This is a genomic window from Candidatus Binatus sp., from assembly GCF_030646925.1.
GTDB lineage: Bacteria > Desulfobacterota > Binatia > Binatales > Binataceae > Binatus.
Map to the genome: position 1 here is coordinate 1 of NZ_JAUSKL010000067.1, position 13,825 is coordinate 13,825.

The 13,825-nt window shown below is 63.0% G+C and carries 16 protein-coding genes; 8 read left to right on the forward strand and 8 right to left on the reverse strand.

The window, feature by feature from the left end:
• The 5 genes from cgtA to rsfS all read left to right on the forward strand — a co-directional run.
• Window positions 1-878, forward strand: an 878-nt coding sequence (cgtA, locus tag Q7S58_RS11505) for an Obg family GTPase CgtA (RefSeq protein WP_304825279.1), incomplete at its 5' end; no start/stop codon positions are given.
• A complete protein-coding gene (gene proB, locus Q7S58_RS11510; protein ID WP_304825282.1) occupies window positions 866-2,020 on the forward strand; it encodes a glutamate 5-kinase in 1,155 nt (384 codons plus the stop codon). The genes cgtA and proB, both read left to right, overlap by 13 nt.
• A gap of 8 nt (window positions 2,021-2,028) precedes the next feature.
• On the forward strand, window positions 2,029-3,282 hold the full coding sequence (locus Q7S58_RS11515; protein WP_304825285.1) for a glutamate-5-semialdehyde dehydrogenase: 1,254 nt from the start codon (window positions 2,029-2,031) through the stop codon (window positions 3,280-3,282).
• A gap of 19 nt (window positions 3,283-3,301) precedes the next feature.
• Window positions 3,302-3,940, forward strand: coding sequence for a nicotinate-nucleotide adenylyltransferase (gene nadD, locus Q7S58_RS11520; protein WP_304825288.1), 639 nt, complete (start codon window positions 3,302-3,304; stop codon window positions 3,938-3,940).
• A gap of 85 nt (window positions 3,941-4,025) precedes the next feature.
• Window positions 4,026-4,415 (forward strand): ribosome silencing factor, encoded by a 390-nt coding sequence (gene rsfS / locus Q7S58_RS11525; protein WP_304825291.1) that lies wholly within the window; start codon window positions 4,026-4,028, stop codon window positions 4,413-4,415.
• Window positions 4,416-4,422: 7 nt separating this feature from the next.
• Here the strand turns inward: rsfS and Q7S58_RS11530 are convergent, their stop codons facing one another.
• The 8 genes from Q7S58_RS11530 to Q7S58_RS11565 all read right to left on the reverse strand — a co-directional run bounded on the left by Q7S58_RS11530 (window position 4,423) and on the right by Q7S58_RS11565 (window position 11,407).
• Window positions 4,423-4,665, reverse strand: a complete 243-nt coding sequence (locus tag Q7S58_RS11530) for a GlsB/YeaQ/YmgE family stress response membrane protein (protein WP_304825295.1) — start codon at window positions 4,663-4,665, stop codon at window positions 4,423-4,425.
• 579 nt (window positions 4,666-5,244) lie between these two features.
• Window positions 5,245-5,364 carry a desulfoferrodoxin gene (locus tag Q7S58_RS11535; protein WP_304825298.1) on the reverse strand — a complete coding sequence of 40 codons (120 nt, stop codon included), beginning with the start codon at window positions 5,362-5,364 and terminating at the stop codon, window positions 5,245-5,247.
• 38 nt (window positions 5,365-5,402) lie between these two features.
• Window positions 5,403-6,086, reverse strand: coding sequence for an enoyl-CoA hydratase/isomerase family protein (locus Q7S58_RS11540; RefSeq protein WP_304825301.1), 684 nt, complete (start codon window positions 6,084-6,086; stop codon window positions 5,403-5,405).
• A gap of 98 nt (window positions 6,087-6,184) precedes the next feature.
• Entirely contained in the window at window positions 6,185-7,732 is a 1,548-nt protein-coding gene (locus Q7S58_RS11545) for a class I adenylate-forming enzyme family protein (RefSeq protein ID WP_304825304.1), read from the reverse strand.
• A gap of 24 nt (window positions 7,733-7,756) precedes the next feature.
• Window positions 7,757-8,527 carry an enoyl-CoA hydratase/isomerase family protein gene (locus Q7S58_RS11550; RefSeq protein ID WP_304825308.1) on the reverse strand — a complete coding sequence of 257 codons (771 nt, stop codon included), beginning with the start codon at window positions 8,525-8,527 and terminating at the stop codon, window positions 7,757-7,759.
• 6 nt (window positions 8,528-8,533) lie between these two features.
• Complete coding sequence (locus Q7S58_RS11555; protein ID WP_304825311.1) at window positions 8,534-10,093, reverse strand: amidohydrolase; 1,560 nt, start codon at window positions 10,091-10,093, stop codon at window positions 8,534-8,536.
• 45 nt (window positions 10,094-10,138) lie between these two features.
• On the reverse strand, window positions 10,139-10,282 hold the full coding sequence (locus Q7S58_RS11560) for a hypothetical protein (RefSeq protein WP_304825313.1): 144 nt from the start codon (window positions 10,280-10,282) through the stop codon (window positions 10,139-10,141).
• 117 nt (window positions 10,283-10,399) lie between these two features.
• The gene (locus Q7S58_RS11565) at window positions 10,400-11,407 is read right to left on the reverse strand and encodes a folate-binding protein YgfZ (protein WP_304825315.1); all 1,008 of its coding nucleotides are present in this window, start codon (window positions 11,405-11,407) and stop codon (window positions 10,400-10,402) included.
• A 112-nt stretch (window positions 11,408-11,519) separates the two neighbouring features.
• Here Q7S58_RS11565 and Q7S58_RS11570 point away from each other — a divergent pair, with 112 nt between their 5' ends.
• The 3 genes from Q7S58_RS11570 (at window position 11,520) to efp (ending at window position 13,821) form a co-directional block, all read left to right on the forward strand.
• Window positions 11,520-11,657 carry a hypothetical protein gene (locus tag Q7S58_RS11570; RefSeq protein WP_304825318.1) on the forward strand — a complete coding sequence of 46 codons (138 nt, stop codon included), beginning with the start codon at window positions 11,520-11,522 and terminating at the stop codon, window positions 11,655-11,657.
• A 15-nt stretch (window positions 11,658-11,672) separates the two neighbouring features.
• A complete protein-coding gene (locus Q7S58_RS11575) occupies window positions 11,673-13,166 on the forward strand; it encodes a hypothetical protein (protein WP_304825321.1) in 1,494 nt (497 codons plus the stop codon).
• 91 nt (window positions 13,167-13,257) lie between these two features.
• Window positions 13,258-13,821, forward strand: a complete 564-nt coding sequence (gene efp / locus Q7S58_RS11580; RefSeq protein WP_304825323.1) for an elongation factor P — start codon at window positions 13,258-13,260, stop codon at window positions 13,819-13,821.
• Window positions 13,822-13,825: the final 4 nt, after the last annotated feature.

Below are 13,825 nucleotides of genomic sequence, written 5' to 3' on the forward strand. Positions count from 1 at the left end.
TCTTCCAGGTCGATGAGGGCCTTTCGACGCTGCTCGATTTCAAGTACCAGCCGCGTGTGATCGCGAAGGACGGCGAGGCTGGGCGCGGCAAGCAGCAGTACGGGCATTCGGCGGAAGACGTGATCGTGCGGGTGCCGGCCGGCACGATCGTGTTCGATGACTCGACCGGCGAGACGCTCGCGGACCTCGTGATCCCCGGCGCGACCGCGGTGATCGCCAAGGGCGGCGAGGGCGGGCGCGGCAACATGCATTTCACTTCATCGACGCGGCGCTCACCGCGGATCGCGACGCCTGGCACGCAGGGCGAGCAGCGCTGGATTCGGATGGAGCTCAGACTGGTCGCGGAGGCCGGCCTGGTGGGACTTCCGAACGCGGGAAAATCGACGCTCTTGACGGCGCTCAGCGCGGCGCGGCCGAAAATCGCACCCTACCCGTTCACGACGCTCGCGCCGAATATCGGTCGCGTGTTTATCGACGAGGAAGACGGTTTCACGCTCGCCGATATTCCCGGGCTGATCGAAGGGGCGCATCTCGGGCACGGACTGGGCATCCGATTTTTGCGGCATATCACGCGCACGCGGCTGATAATCTATGTGCTCGACATCGCGGAAAATCCCGAGGCGGCATTCGACACTGTGCGCGGCGAGATCGCGGCGTTCGATCCGATGCTCGCGGAAAGACCGGCGCTGATCGCTCTCAACAAAACCGACCTCGTCACGAAAACGGAAGCGACGAAGATCGCGCGCAAGGTTAGAAAGCGCACGCGGCTCGATGTATTTCCGATTTCGGCTGATCGGCGCGACGGTCTTGAACCGTTGATCGCGGCGATCGCCGGCGTGCTCCGTCAGATGGATCAAGCGGCGGCATGTCCCAGCTAAATTACAAGGAATCCGCGGTCGGGCGCGCGCGCCGAATCGTAATCAAGGTCGGCAGCGCGGTGCTGTCGGATCAGAGCGGGCTGCGCGCTGACGTGATCGAGCAGTTAGCGGCGCAAGTCGACACCGCGGTGCGCGGCGGCCGCGAAGTTTTGATCGTCACGTCGGGCGCGGTCGCTGCGGGACGCGCGCGGCTCGCGAAGTTGAACCGCACGACGATCGCTGCGCGGCAAGCCGCCGCCGCGACTGGACAGATCGATCTGATGTCGGCATGGGCGCGGGCATTCGGCGCGCACGGCCGAAGCGTCGCGCAGATTCTGCTCACGCATCAGGATCTCGCCGAGAAAAGGCGCCGCACCAATGCCAGCCAGACGATTTCTGAGCTGTTCGAAGCCGGCGTGATTCCGATTGTGAACGAGAACGACACCGTTGCGGTCGATGAGATTCGGCTGGGCGACAATGACGTGTTGTCGTCGCTGGTCGCGAGCCTCGTGCAAGCGCAATTGCTGATCATTCTGAGCGACGTCGATGGCGTCCTGACCGGCGATCCGCGCGAGCGCTCCGACGCGCGCCTGATTCCCGTGATCAGCGATCCCGATTCCGAGATGCGCGGACTGGTCGCGGAAAGTGCGGAGAGTGCGGGGCCGCTCGGAGTTGGCGGGATGGCGACCAAGCTCAAGGCGGCGCGGCAGGCGGCGCGGGCCGGAATCGCGGTGATAATCGCGCGCGGCCGCGGCGACGGCACGATCAACAAGGCGATCGATCCGGCGTCGGAAATCGGCACGCTGATCGTGCCGGCGGGGAGCCGGCTCAAGCGGCGCAAGAGCTGGATCGCGTTCGCGCTCCGGCCGAGTGGCGCGCTGGGCGTCGATCGCGGCGCGGCGGAGGCGTTGCAGAGCAAGGGGCGGAGCCTGTTGCCGTCGGGCGTCCGCGAGATTCGCGGCGATTTCGGCGGCGGCGACTGCGTCAGCCTGATCGATCCCGATGGAATCGAGTTCGGGCGGGGGCTGGTTAATTATCCGGCGGCAGACGTCGTGAAAGTTGCGGGGCGCCGTTCGAGCGAAATTTCGCAACTGCTCGGCTACAAGGTTGCCGATGAGATCATCCATCGCGATAATTTCGTGCTGATGAAGGAACTCGCGTAACGACGCCGATGCCACTCGAAGCCGACACGATTGCGACGCTGAAGAAGGTGTGGATGAGCGCGCCGCAGATGGCGCTCGCGAGCACCGAGCAAAAGAACGCGGCGCTGAAAACGCTGGCGGCGGCGATCCGATCGTCGGCGGCGAAAGTCGTCGAGGCAAACAAACGAGATCTGAAACGCGCGAGCGACGACGGCCGCGGCGGCGCGTTCGTCGAGCGCCTCACGCTGACGCCGGCGCGAATCGAAGCGATGGCCAAAAGCGTCGAGGAGGTCGCGGCGCTGGCGGACCCGGTCGGCAACGTGATCGAGAAATGGCGGCGACCCAACGGTCTCGAGATCGCCAAGGTCCGCGTGCCGCTCGGCGTGATCGCGATCATTTACGAATCGCGCCCCAACGTTACGATCGATGCGGGCGCGCTGGGCTTCAAGGCCGGCAACGCGATCGTCCTGCGCGGCGGCAAGGAGGCGCTCGAGAGCAACGCGCGCCTCGCCGATTTGATCGGTTCATCGCTGGAGCAGCACGGCTTGAACCTCGATGCGGTGACGCTGATCCGCAATCCGGATCGCGAGGTGATTCAAATTTTGAAGCGGCACCCTGAGCTGATCGATCTGATCATTCCGCGCGGGGGAAAAGCGCTGAAGGAAGCGCTCGAAGGATCGGCGGTGCCGTTGCTGCCGCACTTCGACGGTCTCTGCCACACCTACGTCGATCGCGGCGCCGATCTGAAAATGGCGGAGGAGATTTGCTTCAACGCCAAATGCAGCCGGCCTTCGGTCTGCAACGCGATGGAGAATCTACTGGTTCATTCCGCGGTCGCCGACGCGATCCTGCCGCCGCTCGCGGCGCGGATGAAATCGGCGGGCGTTGAACTTCGCGGCGACGAGCGAACGCGCCGAATCGTGCGCGACGCCCGGCCTGCCAGCGACGAGGACTGGGACACCGAGTACCTGGACTTGATCCTGTCGGTGAAGATCGTCGATTCGATCGACGAAGCGATTGCGTTTATCGGGCGCCACGGATCGCATCTGGCGGACGCAATCGTCACCGACGACGCGAAGGCCGCGGCGCGCTTTGAACGCGAGGTCGATTCCGCTACGGTTTACGTTAATGCCTCGACGCGATTTACCGACGGTTTCGAATTCGGCTTCGGCGCCGAGACCGGCATCTCGACCAATCGTCTGCACGCGCGGGGGCCGATGGGACTTAACGAATTGACGACCTACAAGTACGTGATCCGGGGCTCCGGGCAAGTCCGACTTTGAAGCGATCAAACTCAGCACGATGCGCGTAGGACTGTTCGGCGGCAGTTTCAATCCGATTCATTTCGGCCATCTGCGGGCGGCCGAGGAAGTTCGCGAAGCGCTCTCTCTCGACTTGGTTTATTTTGTGCCAGCTGCGTCGCCGCCGCACAAAGTCGAGGGCGAACTTGCGCCGGGCGAGCATCGCTTGCAAATGGTGCGCCTCGCGACGAAGGGCAATCGCCACTTCATGACTTCGGACGTCGAGATTCGGCGCACGGGACGTTCGTATTCGATCGAAACGATACGCCATTATCTCGCGACGCTGCGCCAGCCGGCGACGCTCTTCCTGATGATGGGCGCGGATCAATTCGCGGAGCTCGAGACGTGGAAGGATCCCGACGAGCTGACGCGGCTTTGCAACATCGCGGTTCACACCAGATTAATGACGCGGGAGCAGACGCAGCCGCGCGTTTCATTTGCCGCGCTGAAACGGTTTGGCTACACTCAAAAAGAAGATCATTACGTGCATCCGAGCGGGCAAACGCTGTCATTCGTCGATACCACTTTTTTTCCTATTTCAGCGACCGAAATTCGCCGCAAGCTCCAGCGCCACGAATCGATCAATTACCTGCTGCCGGGCGACGTGGTGGATTATATCCAGCGCCACGCACTCTACTGAGGAGTGAAATTCTGCTGAAGTATCGTCGCCAATACCTGCCGAAGCCGAATCACACAACGCACCTGTTCGCTGCGGTTTGCAGAATTTGAATTCGATCGAAAAGGCATACGCCGTAGTCGAAGCGGCGCTCGACAAGAAGGCCTACGATCTGGTGGTGCTCGAAGCGGAGCATCTGAGTTCGATTGCCGATTACTTCGTGGTGGCGACGGGGCGCTCGGACGTGCAGGTGCAGGCGATCGCGCGCGGGATCGAGGAGCGGATGTCGAAGGAAGAGCAGCGTCCGCTGGCGATCGAGGGTTTCCAGCATGCGCACTGGATCGTGCTCGACTACGACGACATCGTGGTGCATCTGTTTTACGAGCCGGCGCGCGAGTTCTATCGGCTCGAAACCAACTGGATTGATTCGCGTGAAGTGAAGCTGCCCGAGCCGTTCCGCACGCAGGCGCGCGAGCTTCGGCTCCGCGCCAACGCTTAGAAAAGAATTACGCGACGCCGCGAATCGCGTGCGCGATCCAGACGAGGATCACCGCGCCGATTGTCGCAACCACGATCGCGCCGATCGCGCCGCTCGGTCCCGGCACGTTGAGTTCGGCAAAGATCCAGCCGCCGACCACCCCGCCGACGAGTCCGAGCACCAAATCGCCGATTAGTCCGAAGCCCCTGCCCCGTATGAGTTTTCCGGCGAGCCATCCGGCGACCAGGCCGATTACAATCGCTCCAAGCATGGTGTCCTCCTAACGAATAGCTTTGGACAGCGCAGCGCATTTCTTTTCGGGATTCTTTCGACTTCGGCGGCCTCTGCTCTGAATAACAAGTGGCGGCATTGTTCGGGATGCCCGAGCGTAATGTCGGGAGAGATGCTGTGGCCATCGATCCGGCACCCTCACCCGCCTCTCTATCGTAGAGCGATTCGGCCCTTCGGCCCGAAGTCGGCTTCGCGGCTGGCGCGCTTCGGCGACCTCTCCCGCAACGAAGCGGGCGAGGTATAGGACGGCAGCCTCCGCCTTGTGATGAAATAGTCGTGAAGCCACTCATCCACGAAAAGTTCACAGACTCTCAGGATGTTGGAAAGGCGGCCTTGCTGGGATGACGGCGCGGGCGAAGCCGTTCCGTGTCATCCCGAGCGAGCGAAGCGACGAGGGAACCCGGATCCGGGATTTCTCACTGCGTTCGAAATGACACGGAAAGAGATCACTCATCAAGGAAAATTCACAGACTCTCAGAATGACGAGAGTCGATCGAGTCGTTGTCGGCGACCAGTTCCTGCACGAAAGATCACGCGGCCATCGCCGGGCATCGGCGCGCTACTTTTTTTGTTCCATCGGAGCGCCGCAACACTTGACCGTGCCGGCGCCGCCCTTGGTGACGATTACCTGGGAGCTGCACTTGCCGCAGATGTAAACCTTGCCGAGCTGATTTGCCATTTTGATCTCGATCCTTTCCTGAGGTTGATGCCGGAGGTTCAAGCGCCTCTGAATAACGGTTTACGCTTTTCGAGGAAAGCGCGCACGCCCTCGGCGCGGTCGGCTGTCGTTTGTAGCAGGGCGTACAAGTCTTCCTCAAGCCTGATGCCCTGTTCGAGCGTCATGTCGTAGCCCTTGAGCACCGCGTCCTTGACGAGGCGCGCGGCGAGCGGCGCGCGGCTCAAGATTGCCTGCGCGACGCGTCCGCTGACCTGGGCGAGGTCGGCGCGATTCTTCGCGAGATAGGCGACCAAGCCGAGCCGCAGCGCCTCGTCGGCTCTGAGAGCCGTTCCGGTGAGCATCATGCGGAGCGCGCTGGCGGCGCCGATCAATCTCGGCAAGCGCTGCGTCGCGCCGAAATGCGGCATCACTCCATGCTGCATCTGCGCGATCGCGAAACGCGCGGACGATATCGCGATCCGGATGTCGGCCGCCATCGCGAGTTCCAATCCTTCGTCGAAGGCGTCGCCGTTGATGATCGCGACGGTGGGCTTCGAGAGCACCGCGAGCGATTCGACGATTCGCGGATCGACGCCATCGTCGAAGCCGACGCAGAAATTCGCGCCCGCGCCGGTGATCGCGAGCATCCGCGAGCTGTCGTCGTCCTCGACCTGCTCGATCAGGTCGAGCAGGCGGCTTGCCATCGCGGGCGTCAGCGTCGCGCGGGCGCCGCGAAATCGCATCGTGGCGGTGACGCATCCGCTGGCATCGGCGACCTCGATCGACGAATCGGCAGTGGCGCCGCGCGAGTCGGGTGAAGTCTTTTTGATGCGTCGAGGCGTCAGACGGCTCCGCCGGGGGCGCGCAGATCCTTGCGCAGAATTTTGCCGAGCGGATTTTTCGGCAACGCTTCGATGAACTCGATCGTTTCGGGACGCTTGAAGCTCGCGAGACGGCTGCGGCAAAACTCGGCCAGGTCCGCTTCGGTCACCGGCGGCGATTTGTGCGGGACTACGAAGGCCTTGACCGTTTGCCCCCATTCGACCGACGGCACGCCGATCACGGCGCATTCATCGACCGCCGGATGACTCATCAGTACGGTCTCGATTTCAGCCGGAGCGATATTTTCGCCGCCGCGGATAATCATGTCGTCCTTGCGGCCGGCAAAAAACACGTAGCCCTCGTCGTCGAGCCAGCCGAGGTCACCGGTGGCGCGCCATCCGTCGGGCAATCGCGCGTCGTCGTCGCGGCCAGCGTAGCCCTTCATGATGCGCGGGGTGCGGATGATGATCTCGCCGACTTCGCCAGCGGAGAGAAATTTGCCGTCGTCGTCGCGCACCTTGATTTCCACGTCGGGCAGCGGTTTGCCGATCGAGTTGAGGCGCTTCAACTTCAACTCGATCTCGGCGGCGGTGCCTGCCAATCGATGATCGTCAGGGCCGAGGATCGTGAGCGACGAAGTGGTTTCGGTCTGGCCGTAAGCATTCACGAAGCCGACTTTTGGCGGAAAGACTTCAATCGCGCGGCGGATCACCTGCACCGGCATCGGCGCGCCGCCATAGGCGAGATTCGTGAGGCTCGAAAAATCGGTCGAGGCAAAGCCGGGTTCGTCGATCAATTGCTTCATCATCGTGGGGACGACGAAGGCGTGCGTGACGCGTTCGCGCTGGACGATCTCAAGCCATGATTTGGGATCGAACTGGGACATCACGATCAGCTTGCGGCCGGTCCAGATGTTGGTCATGTACGCCGTGGTTCCCGCGATGTGATAAAACGGCACGCACACCAGCGCGACGCCGCGATCGGTGCCGTCGGCCATCTCGACGTTGGCGGTGACGTAGGCGGCGAAATCGCGGAAGCGGAGCATCACGCCCTTCGGCAGCGAGGTCGTCCCGCTGGTGTACATCAGGATCGAGATGTCCTCGTCCTCGACTTCGGCTTCGGCGTCGTCGGGCTCGGCCTTTGCGAGCAGAGGCTCGACATGCCGCATCCCGCTCGCTTCGTTGCCGAGCGCGACGATCTGCGCGACCTTCAGCCGCGGCCTGATTCGGTCGATCAACTCTGCGTAGCGATCGCCGACCAGCAGCAGCCGCGTGTTGGCGGTGTTGATCATGTACTCGAGTTCGGCGTCCTTGGCGCGGTAGTTGAGCGGCAGGAAAGTCAGGCCGGCTTTGGCGGCGGCGTAGTAGCATTGGATATACAAATCAGAGTTGGTATCGAGCACCGCGAGCACGTCGCGCGGCTGCAAGCCGAGTTGCTTGAACACCGCACACAGGCGCGACACGCGATCATTGAGTTCCGCGTACGTCAGCCGCCGATTGCCGAACACCAGAATTTCCTGATCCGGCACGATCGACGACGGGATCGTCACGAAGTTAACCGTATTCACAGAAACGTCCTCCTGGGCGCCGATTCATCTGCGCCGCGCAGCCGGTCGATGCCCGCTACGCGCCGCTCGATCCGCCACCATCGCCAGTCTCTTCGCCAAGCGCCGTTCGAGGTCGAGGCCGTCCCTCAGCGGCAACTCAAGACCTCCCCACACGGCCAGCTTGAGCATCGCCGAATGCGCGCGCGGCAACCGTCCGACCTCGCGCGCGAGTTGCAGCGACGCGCGATCGAGGTGGGCAGCCGGGACCACATCGGCGACCAAACCTACAAGTAGCGCTTCCTCTGCGTCAATCCAACGCCCGGTGATACACAGATCGAGCGCGCGGCCGAGGCCGAGTCGGCGCGGGGCGGTCTGTGTGCCTGCGACGCCGGGGATCATGCCGGCGCCGGTCTCGGGCAGGCAGATTTTCGTGTCGTCGGCAGCGATCGCGAAGTCGCAGAGCAGCGCCATCTCGAGGCCGCCGCCGACGGTGTAACCGTGAAGGGCGGCAATCGTCGGGATTGGCAGCGCGCGCATCGTGCCCCAGACGTCGCGGCGAAAGCGCACCCATCGCGCGACGATCGGCGACGGCGCCATGCCGAATTCCGCGAGGTCGCCGCCGGCCGAGAACGCCGGACCAGCGCCGCGCAGCACCATCGCGCGCACCTCAGAGTCGTCGTGGATCGCGCCGAGCACGCCGAAGAGTTCGTCGCGCATCGCCATGTTGTAGGCGTTGAATTGCCGCGGACGGTTCAGCGTGACGAGCGCGATTGGCCCGCGCCGATTGTACAGAACCGCGCGATCGCTGCTCGCCATCAGGACTTAACCCGAGTGCAGGTCGGCGCTGTCGCTGCTGGCGACGGCCGGGCGTCCGCGTTCATAAACGACTTTGCCGGCGACGATCGTGATATCGACGCTGATGTTCATCAGATCGGCCGGCGGCAGCGCGAGCGGATCGCGCGGCAGGACAATCAGGTCGGCAAGATAGTCGGGTTCGATCGCGCCGGTGTCGAGTCCAGCGAGGCGCGCGGCTTCGGTGGTGAAAAGCGCGAACGCGTCGATCGGAGCAAGCGCTTCCGCGACGCCCATCTCGGCGCCATCGACGGTCGTGCGCGAGATTGCCGCGGCGATCGCCGCGAAGGGGCGCGCAGGCGTGACTGGCGCGTCGGTCGCGCCGGCCAGCTTGATACCGGCGTCTTTCAGGCTCCGCGCGCGATAGAGATACGGAATCAGGCCCGGCTCCTCGGCGTACTTAGGCCCGCGAAAATGGATGAAGCCGGGATTGGTCACGACCCACGCGTCGAGCGCCGCGAGCCGATCCACATAGTCAGGCGGGATCATTCCGCCGTGCTCGATGCGCAGATTCGGCATCGCGCGATCGCCGGGAATCTGCGGGCGGGCCAGTTCGAGCGCGGCAAGCGTTTCTTCGAGTTCCTCGACTTCGGTGACGTGAAATGCGCAATCGAGGCCGCGCGTGAGCGCGAGGCGCACTGGCCGCGACAGGCCGGCGCGATCGTAAGGATAGCCCGGCATGAACTTCACGCCAGCGAGCGCGATTCCCGCCGCGTGCGCGACCTTAGCGCAGTGATCGATTGAATCGAGATGCTGCGCGCCGGCCATCACGCCGACGCGCTGCGTGATCGCATTCGCCTGCACGAGCTTGGCGAAGAGTTCGAACTCCGCCGAGCCGTTGCGCGTGGTCGCGTCGGTGAAAGTGGTCACGCCGGCGGCCGAGAGTTCGCGGCTCATCACGCGCGCGCGCGATTCGAGTTCGGAACGCGTCACGAGCGGCAGATGCTGCGTCACCCAGGTTTCCATCCCGACCACGAGGCCGGTCAGTTTGCCGGCGCCGTCGCGGAATAGCTGCGCGCCCTCGGGCGGCGCGAAATTCGGCGCTTCCAGACCGAGCAGATTGATCGCGCGGGAGTTGAGCCAGGTCGCATGCAACGTCTGATGGCGCAACCGGAGCGGATTTTTCGGCAGTGCCTGGTCGAGCTCGGCGCGCGTCGGTCCGCGCCGCTCGTACATCAGCGCCTCGTCGCAGCCGAACGCGCGGAGCCAGTTGCCGGGAGGAGTCTTGCCCGCCGCGACGCGCAAGTCGGCGAGCAAGTCGCCGACACTGCGGCATCGTTGCACGGAGAGTCCAGTCGCCGCGGCGGCCGCTTCGAGGAAGTGGAGATGCGAATCGATAAAGCCGGGAGCGACGGCGCGTCCCGCCAGTTTGATCAAATGAGTGCGCGGGCCGACCATCGATTTGAGGTCGGCGAAATTTCCGAGGGCGAGAATCTGACCGCCGGAGATCGCGACCGAATCGCTCTCGGGGTGGCCCACGACCACGCCCTCGTGGAGCATCAGGTCGGCTTTCCCGGCTATCGCAGCCAATGTTCGATCAGTCCTCGGCGCGCGACGATCGCGCGGACCGGATCGTCAATCCGACGACGGCAGCGGTTTGGCTTCCTTGATTCTCATCTCGGCGTCGCAACAATCGAGCGCTCCCGTTCCCGCCTTGTTGCAGAGCACTTCGGTGCCGCACTTCTCGCACATGTAACGTTTTCCCAGCGTGTTTGCCATTCTGACCGCTCCTCACATCCAGGCGCGAACGCCTGCTTGAATATCTAAAGTATCGGTTGAACTCGGTTAAATAACGATTCCCGCGCTCGCGAACATTATCTAGCGAAAACATTTCGATCATGCGAACGGCAAATCACTCACCGTCGCGCCACCGCTGTCCGCGATCGAAACGCGAGTGCCCGGCGTCCATGCGCTATGATGCAAAATCGCGAGCGCAATCGCGCCGAACCGCGGCGACCATGCGACGCTGCTCAAGCGGCCGACTTCTTTTCCCTGCAAACTCACGACGGCGCCGCGCTCGGCGATGCTCTCCAATCCAAGTCCCCGCAGGCGTTTTTTCAAAGCGCCGCGCGCGGTTGCGCGCTCGATTGTCTCCTGCCCGACGTAGCATCCCTTGTTGAACGAGATCGCGCGATTAAGCCGCGCCTCGAGTGCGATCGTCTTGTCGGTTGTATCGACGCCGATTCGCGCGATTCCGTTTTCGACGCGGATTATTTCAGTGACTGTGGCGTCGATCAGTCGGACGGCGGGCATTTGATCGATCATGCTCGCGACGATCGATGCGGCGGTGGCGCTTGGCACGATCACGCTGAATGCCGGCGCGCCGTAACGCGGCATCCTGCCGACGATCATCTCGATCGTCTCCGATGTCTTGGCGGACGTTTTGCCGTTGTGCGACCAAATCTTCTCGAGCGACAACGCCTCGCCTGCGACGAGCTGCACGGCCGCGGCTGCCTTCGGACCCTCGACATCGATTATCGAAAGTTCAAGTTCATCTTCAAATTCCACGTCGTCGGCAACCAGCAGACGCTCGAGATGCGCGCGGGCGCGACTCCACGCTTCAGCCTCGATATCGAGCAGCAACGCGTCGTCCGTCACCCAGATGAAAAGGTCCGCGATCACGTGCGCATGCTCGGTGAGAATCAGCGCCGGCAGGATCGCGCCGGGCGCGGCGCCTTTGACGTCCGCACTGCACATCCCATGGAAGAAAGTCACGCGATCGTCACCGATCACCCGCACGATTTTTCTCTCGCCGAAAATTCGCACGCCCGCGCCGCCGACAACTGCCGCGTAGTCGGCCTCGAGCCCGCTGGCCGCGCCGTTCGCACTATCTTTCGATTCCACGCTGTTCACGATCCTTAGAGCTTATCCGATATGGGAATCGACCGCTATTTAGGCGGTTCTTTTATGCGCGGTCATCTGAATATAATCCGAACCAACACGGAGGGAAAAAATGATGGGCGCATTCATTCTTGGTCTGATCATCGGCGCCGGCGGCGCTCTGATTTTGCTAATCTACGACGAAGGTGAAGTGTTCCTTAAACTTTCGCGGCGAATCAAGGCGTCGGTCGAGCGCTATCGCCAATCGTCGTAGGACGCGCGAACTCGAGTGAGAATCACGGGGGAAAATCTGCGCCGCGGAGCGCGAATCATTACTGCATTGTCGCGCTGCTGCGCGATTCTCGGGTTACTGCTGCTCGCGACCCCCCCCGTGTCGAGCGCCGACGACATGCAAGCGACCGCCTCGCAGTTGAGCGACAATGCGTTTCGCCTGCTGAATTCGATCAACACCGGAGCGGGCAAGGCAGGACCGATTCTCGCTCCCGTCGCGAGCTTGGCGGGCGACGCGCAAACGCTTTCGGCGGCGTTGACGGCCAACGACCGCGACGAGGCGAGCCGCGCGATGACTTCGATCCTGAGCGATCGCGCGCAAATCAATTCGCTCACGGCCAGCGGTTCGAACGGTATGAATCTCGCCGAATGGAATGCGCTGAAATCGCAAATCAGCGAGCTTGAAAAAAATATTCCGGCGGCCAAGGTTGCGCCCGCGTCGGTGACCAGCCGGGCCGCGACGCTGTCATCAATCGCACCGCCGTCGGCCGAGAGGCTTCCCGCAGCGCCGAAGATCCAGATCGCGTCGCGGGTTTTCAAAGAAGGGGCGGTGCGCGTGAAAGGATTTCTGCAAGGCACCGATCTCAAATCGGCGGGCATCTACGACGGCGAGCAGAAGAGCAGGGATATCGACGTCGCGAGTACGCGCGGCGAGCAGCGGGTAAATTTCGATTTTACGATCAGGAGTCCGTCGCCCGCCGAATCGATTCGGGTGTCTGATTCCTATGGCCGCGAGGCGCATGCGACGGTCGCGCCGGACGCCTCGATGGCGGCGGCGACGCATGGGCGCGAGGAGTTGATCGAAGTCGAGCCGGGCGCCGGCAGCGGCGGCAGGACGATCGAGGGACCGATCGCGTCGAGCGGTCCCGCACCGCGCAACAACACCGCGGAGATTCCGCGCCCGGGCGACGCGGATTCGCCGTCGCGGCGGCGGATGGGCGCCGGTCCTTCGCTCGGCGGACTTACCGACGTGCAGATCAACGTGATCGACGCGGAAGAGGTGATGGGCGCGCCGGGCAACGTCGAAGTGGTCGGACAGATCGCGGGGCGCGGCGTGAAGCGCGCGGGCGTCTATGTGAACGGACGCCTCGCGAAAGCGATCCCGCTGAGCGCGGGCGGCTTCAGCGGCTTCGACGTCACCTTCCCGATGCCGCCGCGCAGCGATGCGAAAATCCGCGCGTATGGCAATGGCGCCGATTTCGTCGAGGCGTCGATCGACACGACCGGCAACAGCGAGGGCGGGTTGAATACGTACAACAACACGCCGATGTACGCGCCGCCCGGATATCCCGCCTATCCCGGCGCACCGTACGGACGCCCGAATCCGTATGCCTATGGCTCGAATCCCTATGCCTACGGCGCGAATCCGTACGCGCCGAATCCGTACCCCAACGGCTACGGCCCGCCGCCTCCATACGGAGCGCCGCCGGGATACGGATATCCGCCGCAGCCCGCGCCGAAGACGCCGTGGTGGAGCAAGATTCTGCATTGAAGGACTGGCTTGCGCCGCAGCTAACTTGCCGCCCCCAGCGGCGCTACTGTAGTATGGATTACTTAATTTATGCTTCGAGAGTGCCCCTAATATGCTTATCCAAGCGACGCAACTGCGCGCCGGAATGATCGTCGAGTACAACAAGGATCTGTATCGCGTGATGATGATCACGCACATCACGCCGGGCAACTGGCGCGGGATGGTGCAGACCAAGTTGCGCAATATCAAGTCCGGCTCGCAAACTGAAAATCGGTTCCGCTCGGAAGATCGCGTCGAGCGCGTCATCCTGAATCAGCACAAGATGCAGTTCCTCTATCAGGACGGCGACGATTTTCATTTCATGAACACCGAGAACTACGAGCAGATCACGATTCCGAAGGAACTGATCGAAGACGTCGTCGGTTTTCTCACGCCGAACCTCGAAGTCGAAGTCGAGTTCTATGAAACGACGCCGCTCAACGTGACGCTGCCGAAAACCGTCGCGCTGAAAGTCGTGCAGGCGGACCCCGGAATGAAAACCGCGGCGGTGAACAATACGCTCAAGGCGGCGACGCTCGAAACCGGGATGGTGATCCAGGTGCCGCATTTCGTGGCCGAAGGCGACACCATCACGATCAACACCGAGACGCACGAGTATCTGTCGCGCTCGAAGTAACGGT

Excerpts from the sequence above, each read along its gene's own strand:
- proB (WP_304825282.1), top strand. The coding sequence starts at position 866 with ATGTCCCAGCTAAATTACAAGGAATCCGCGGTCGGGCGCGCGCGCCGA.
- Q7S58_RS11530 (WP_304825295.1), bottom strand. The coding sequence starts at position 4,665 with ATGCTTGGAGCGATTGTAATCGGCCTGGTCGCCGGATGGCTCGCCGGA.
- Q7S58_RS11550 (WP_304825308.1), bottom strand. The coding sequence starts at position 8,527 with ATGGCGAGCAGCGATCGCGCGGTTCTGTACAATCGGCGCGGGCCAATC.
- efp (WP_304825323.1), top strand. The coding sequence starts at position 13,258 with ATGCTTATCCAAGCGACGCAACTGCGCGCCGGAATGATCGTCGAGTAC.
- Q7S58_RS11535 (WP_304825298.1), bottom strand. The coding sequence starts at position 5,364 with ATGGCAAATCAGCTCGGCAAGGTTTACATCTGCGGCAAGTGCAGCTCC.
- Q7S58_RS11515 (WP_304825285.1), top strand. The coding sequence starts at position 2,029 with ATGCCACTCGAAGCCGACACGATTGCGACGCTGAAGAAGGTGTGGATG.
- nadD (WP_304825288.1), top strand. The coding sequence starts at position 3,302 with ATGCGCGTAGGACTGTTCGGCGGCAGTTTCAATCCGATTCATTTCGGC.
- Q7S58_RS11570 (WP_304825318.1), top strand. The coding sequence starts at position 11,520 with ATGGGCGCATTCATTCTTGGTCTGATCATCGGCGCCGGCGGCGCTCTG.
- Q7S58_RS11560 (WP_304825313.1), bottom strand. The coding sequence starts at position 10,282 with ATGGCAAACACGCTGGGAAAACGTTACATGTGCGAGAAGTGCGGCACC.
- Q7S58_RS11540 (WP_304825301.1), bottom strand. The coding sequence starts at position 6,086 with ATGCGATTTCGCGGCGCCCGCGCGACGCTGACGCCCGCGATGGCAAGC.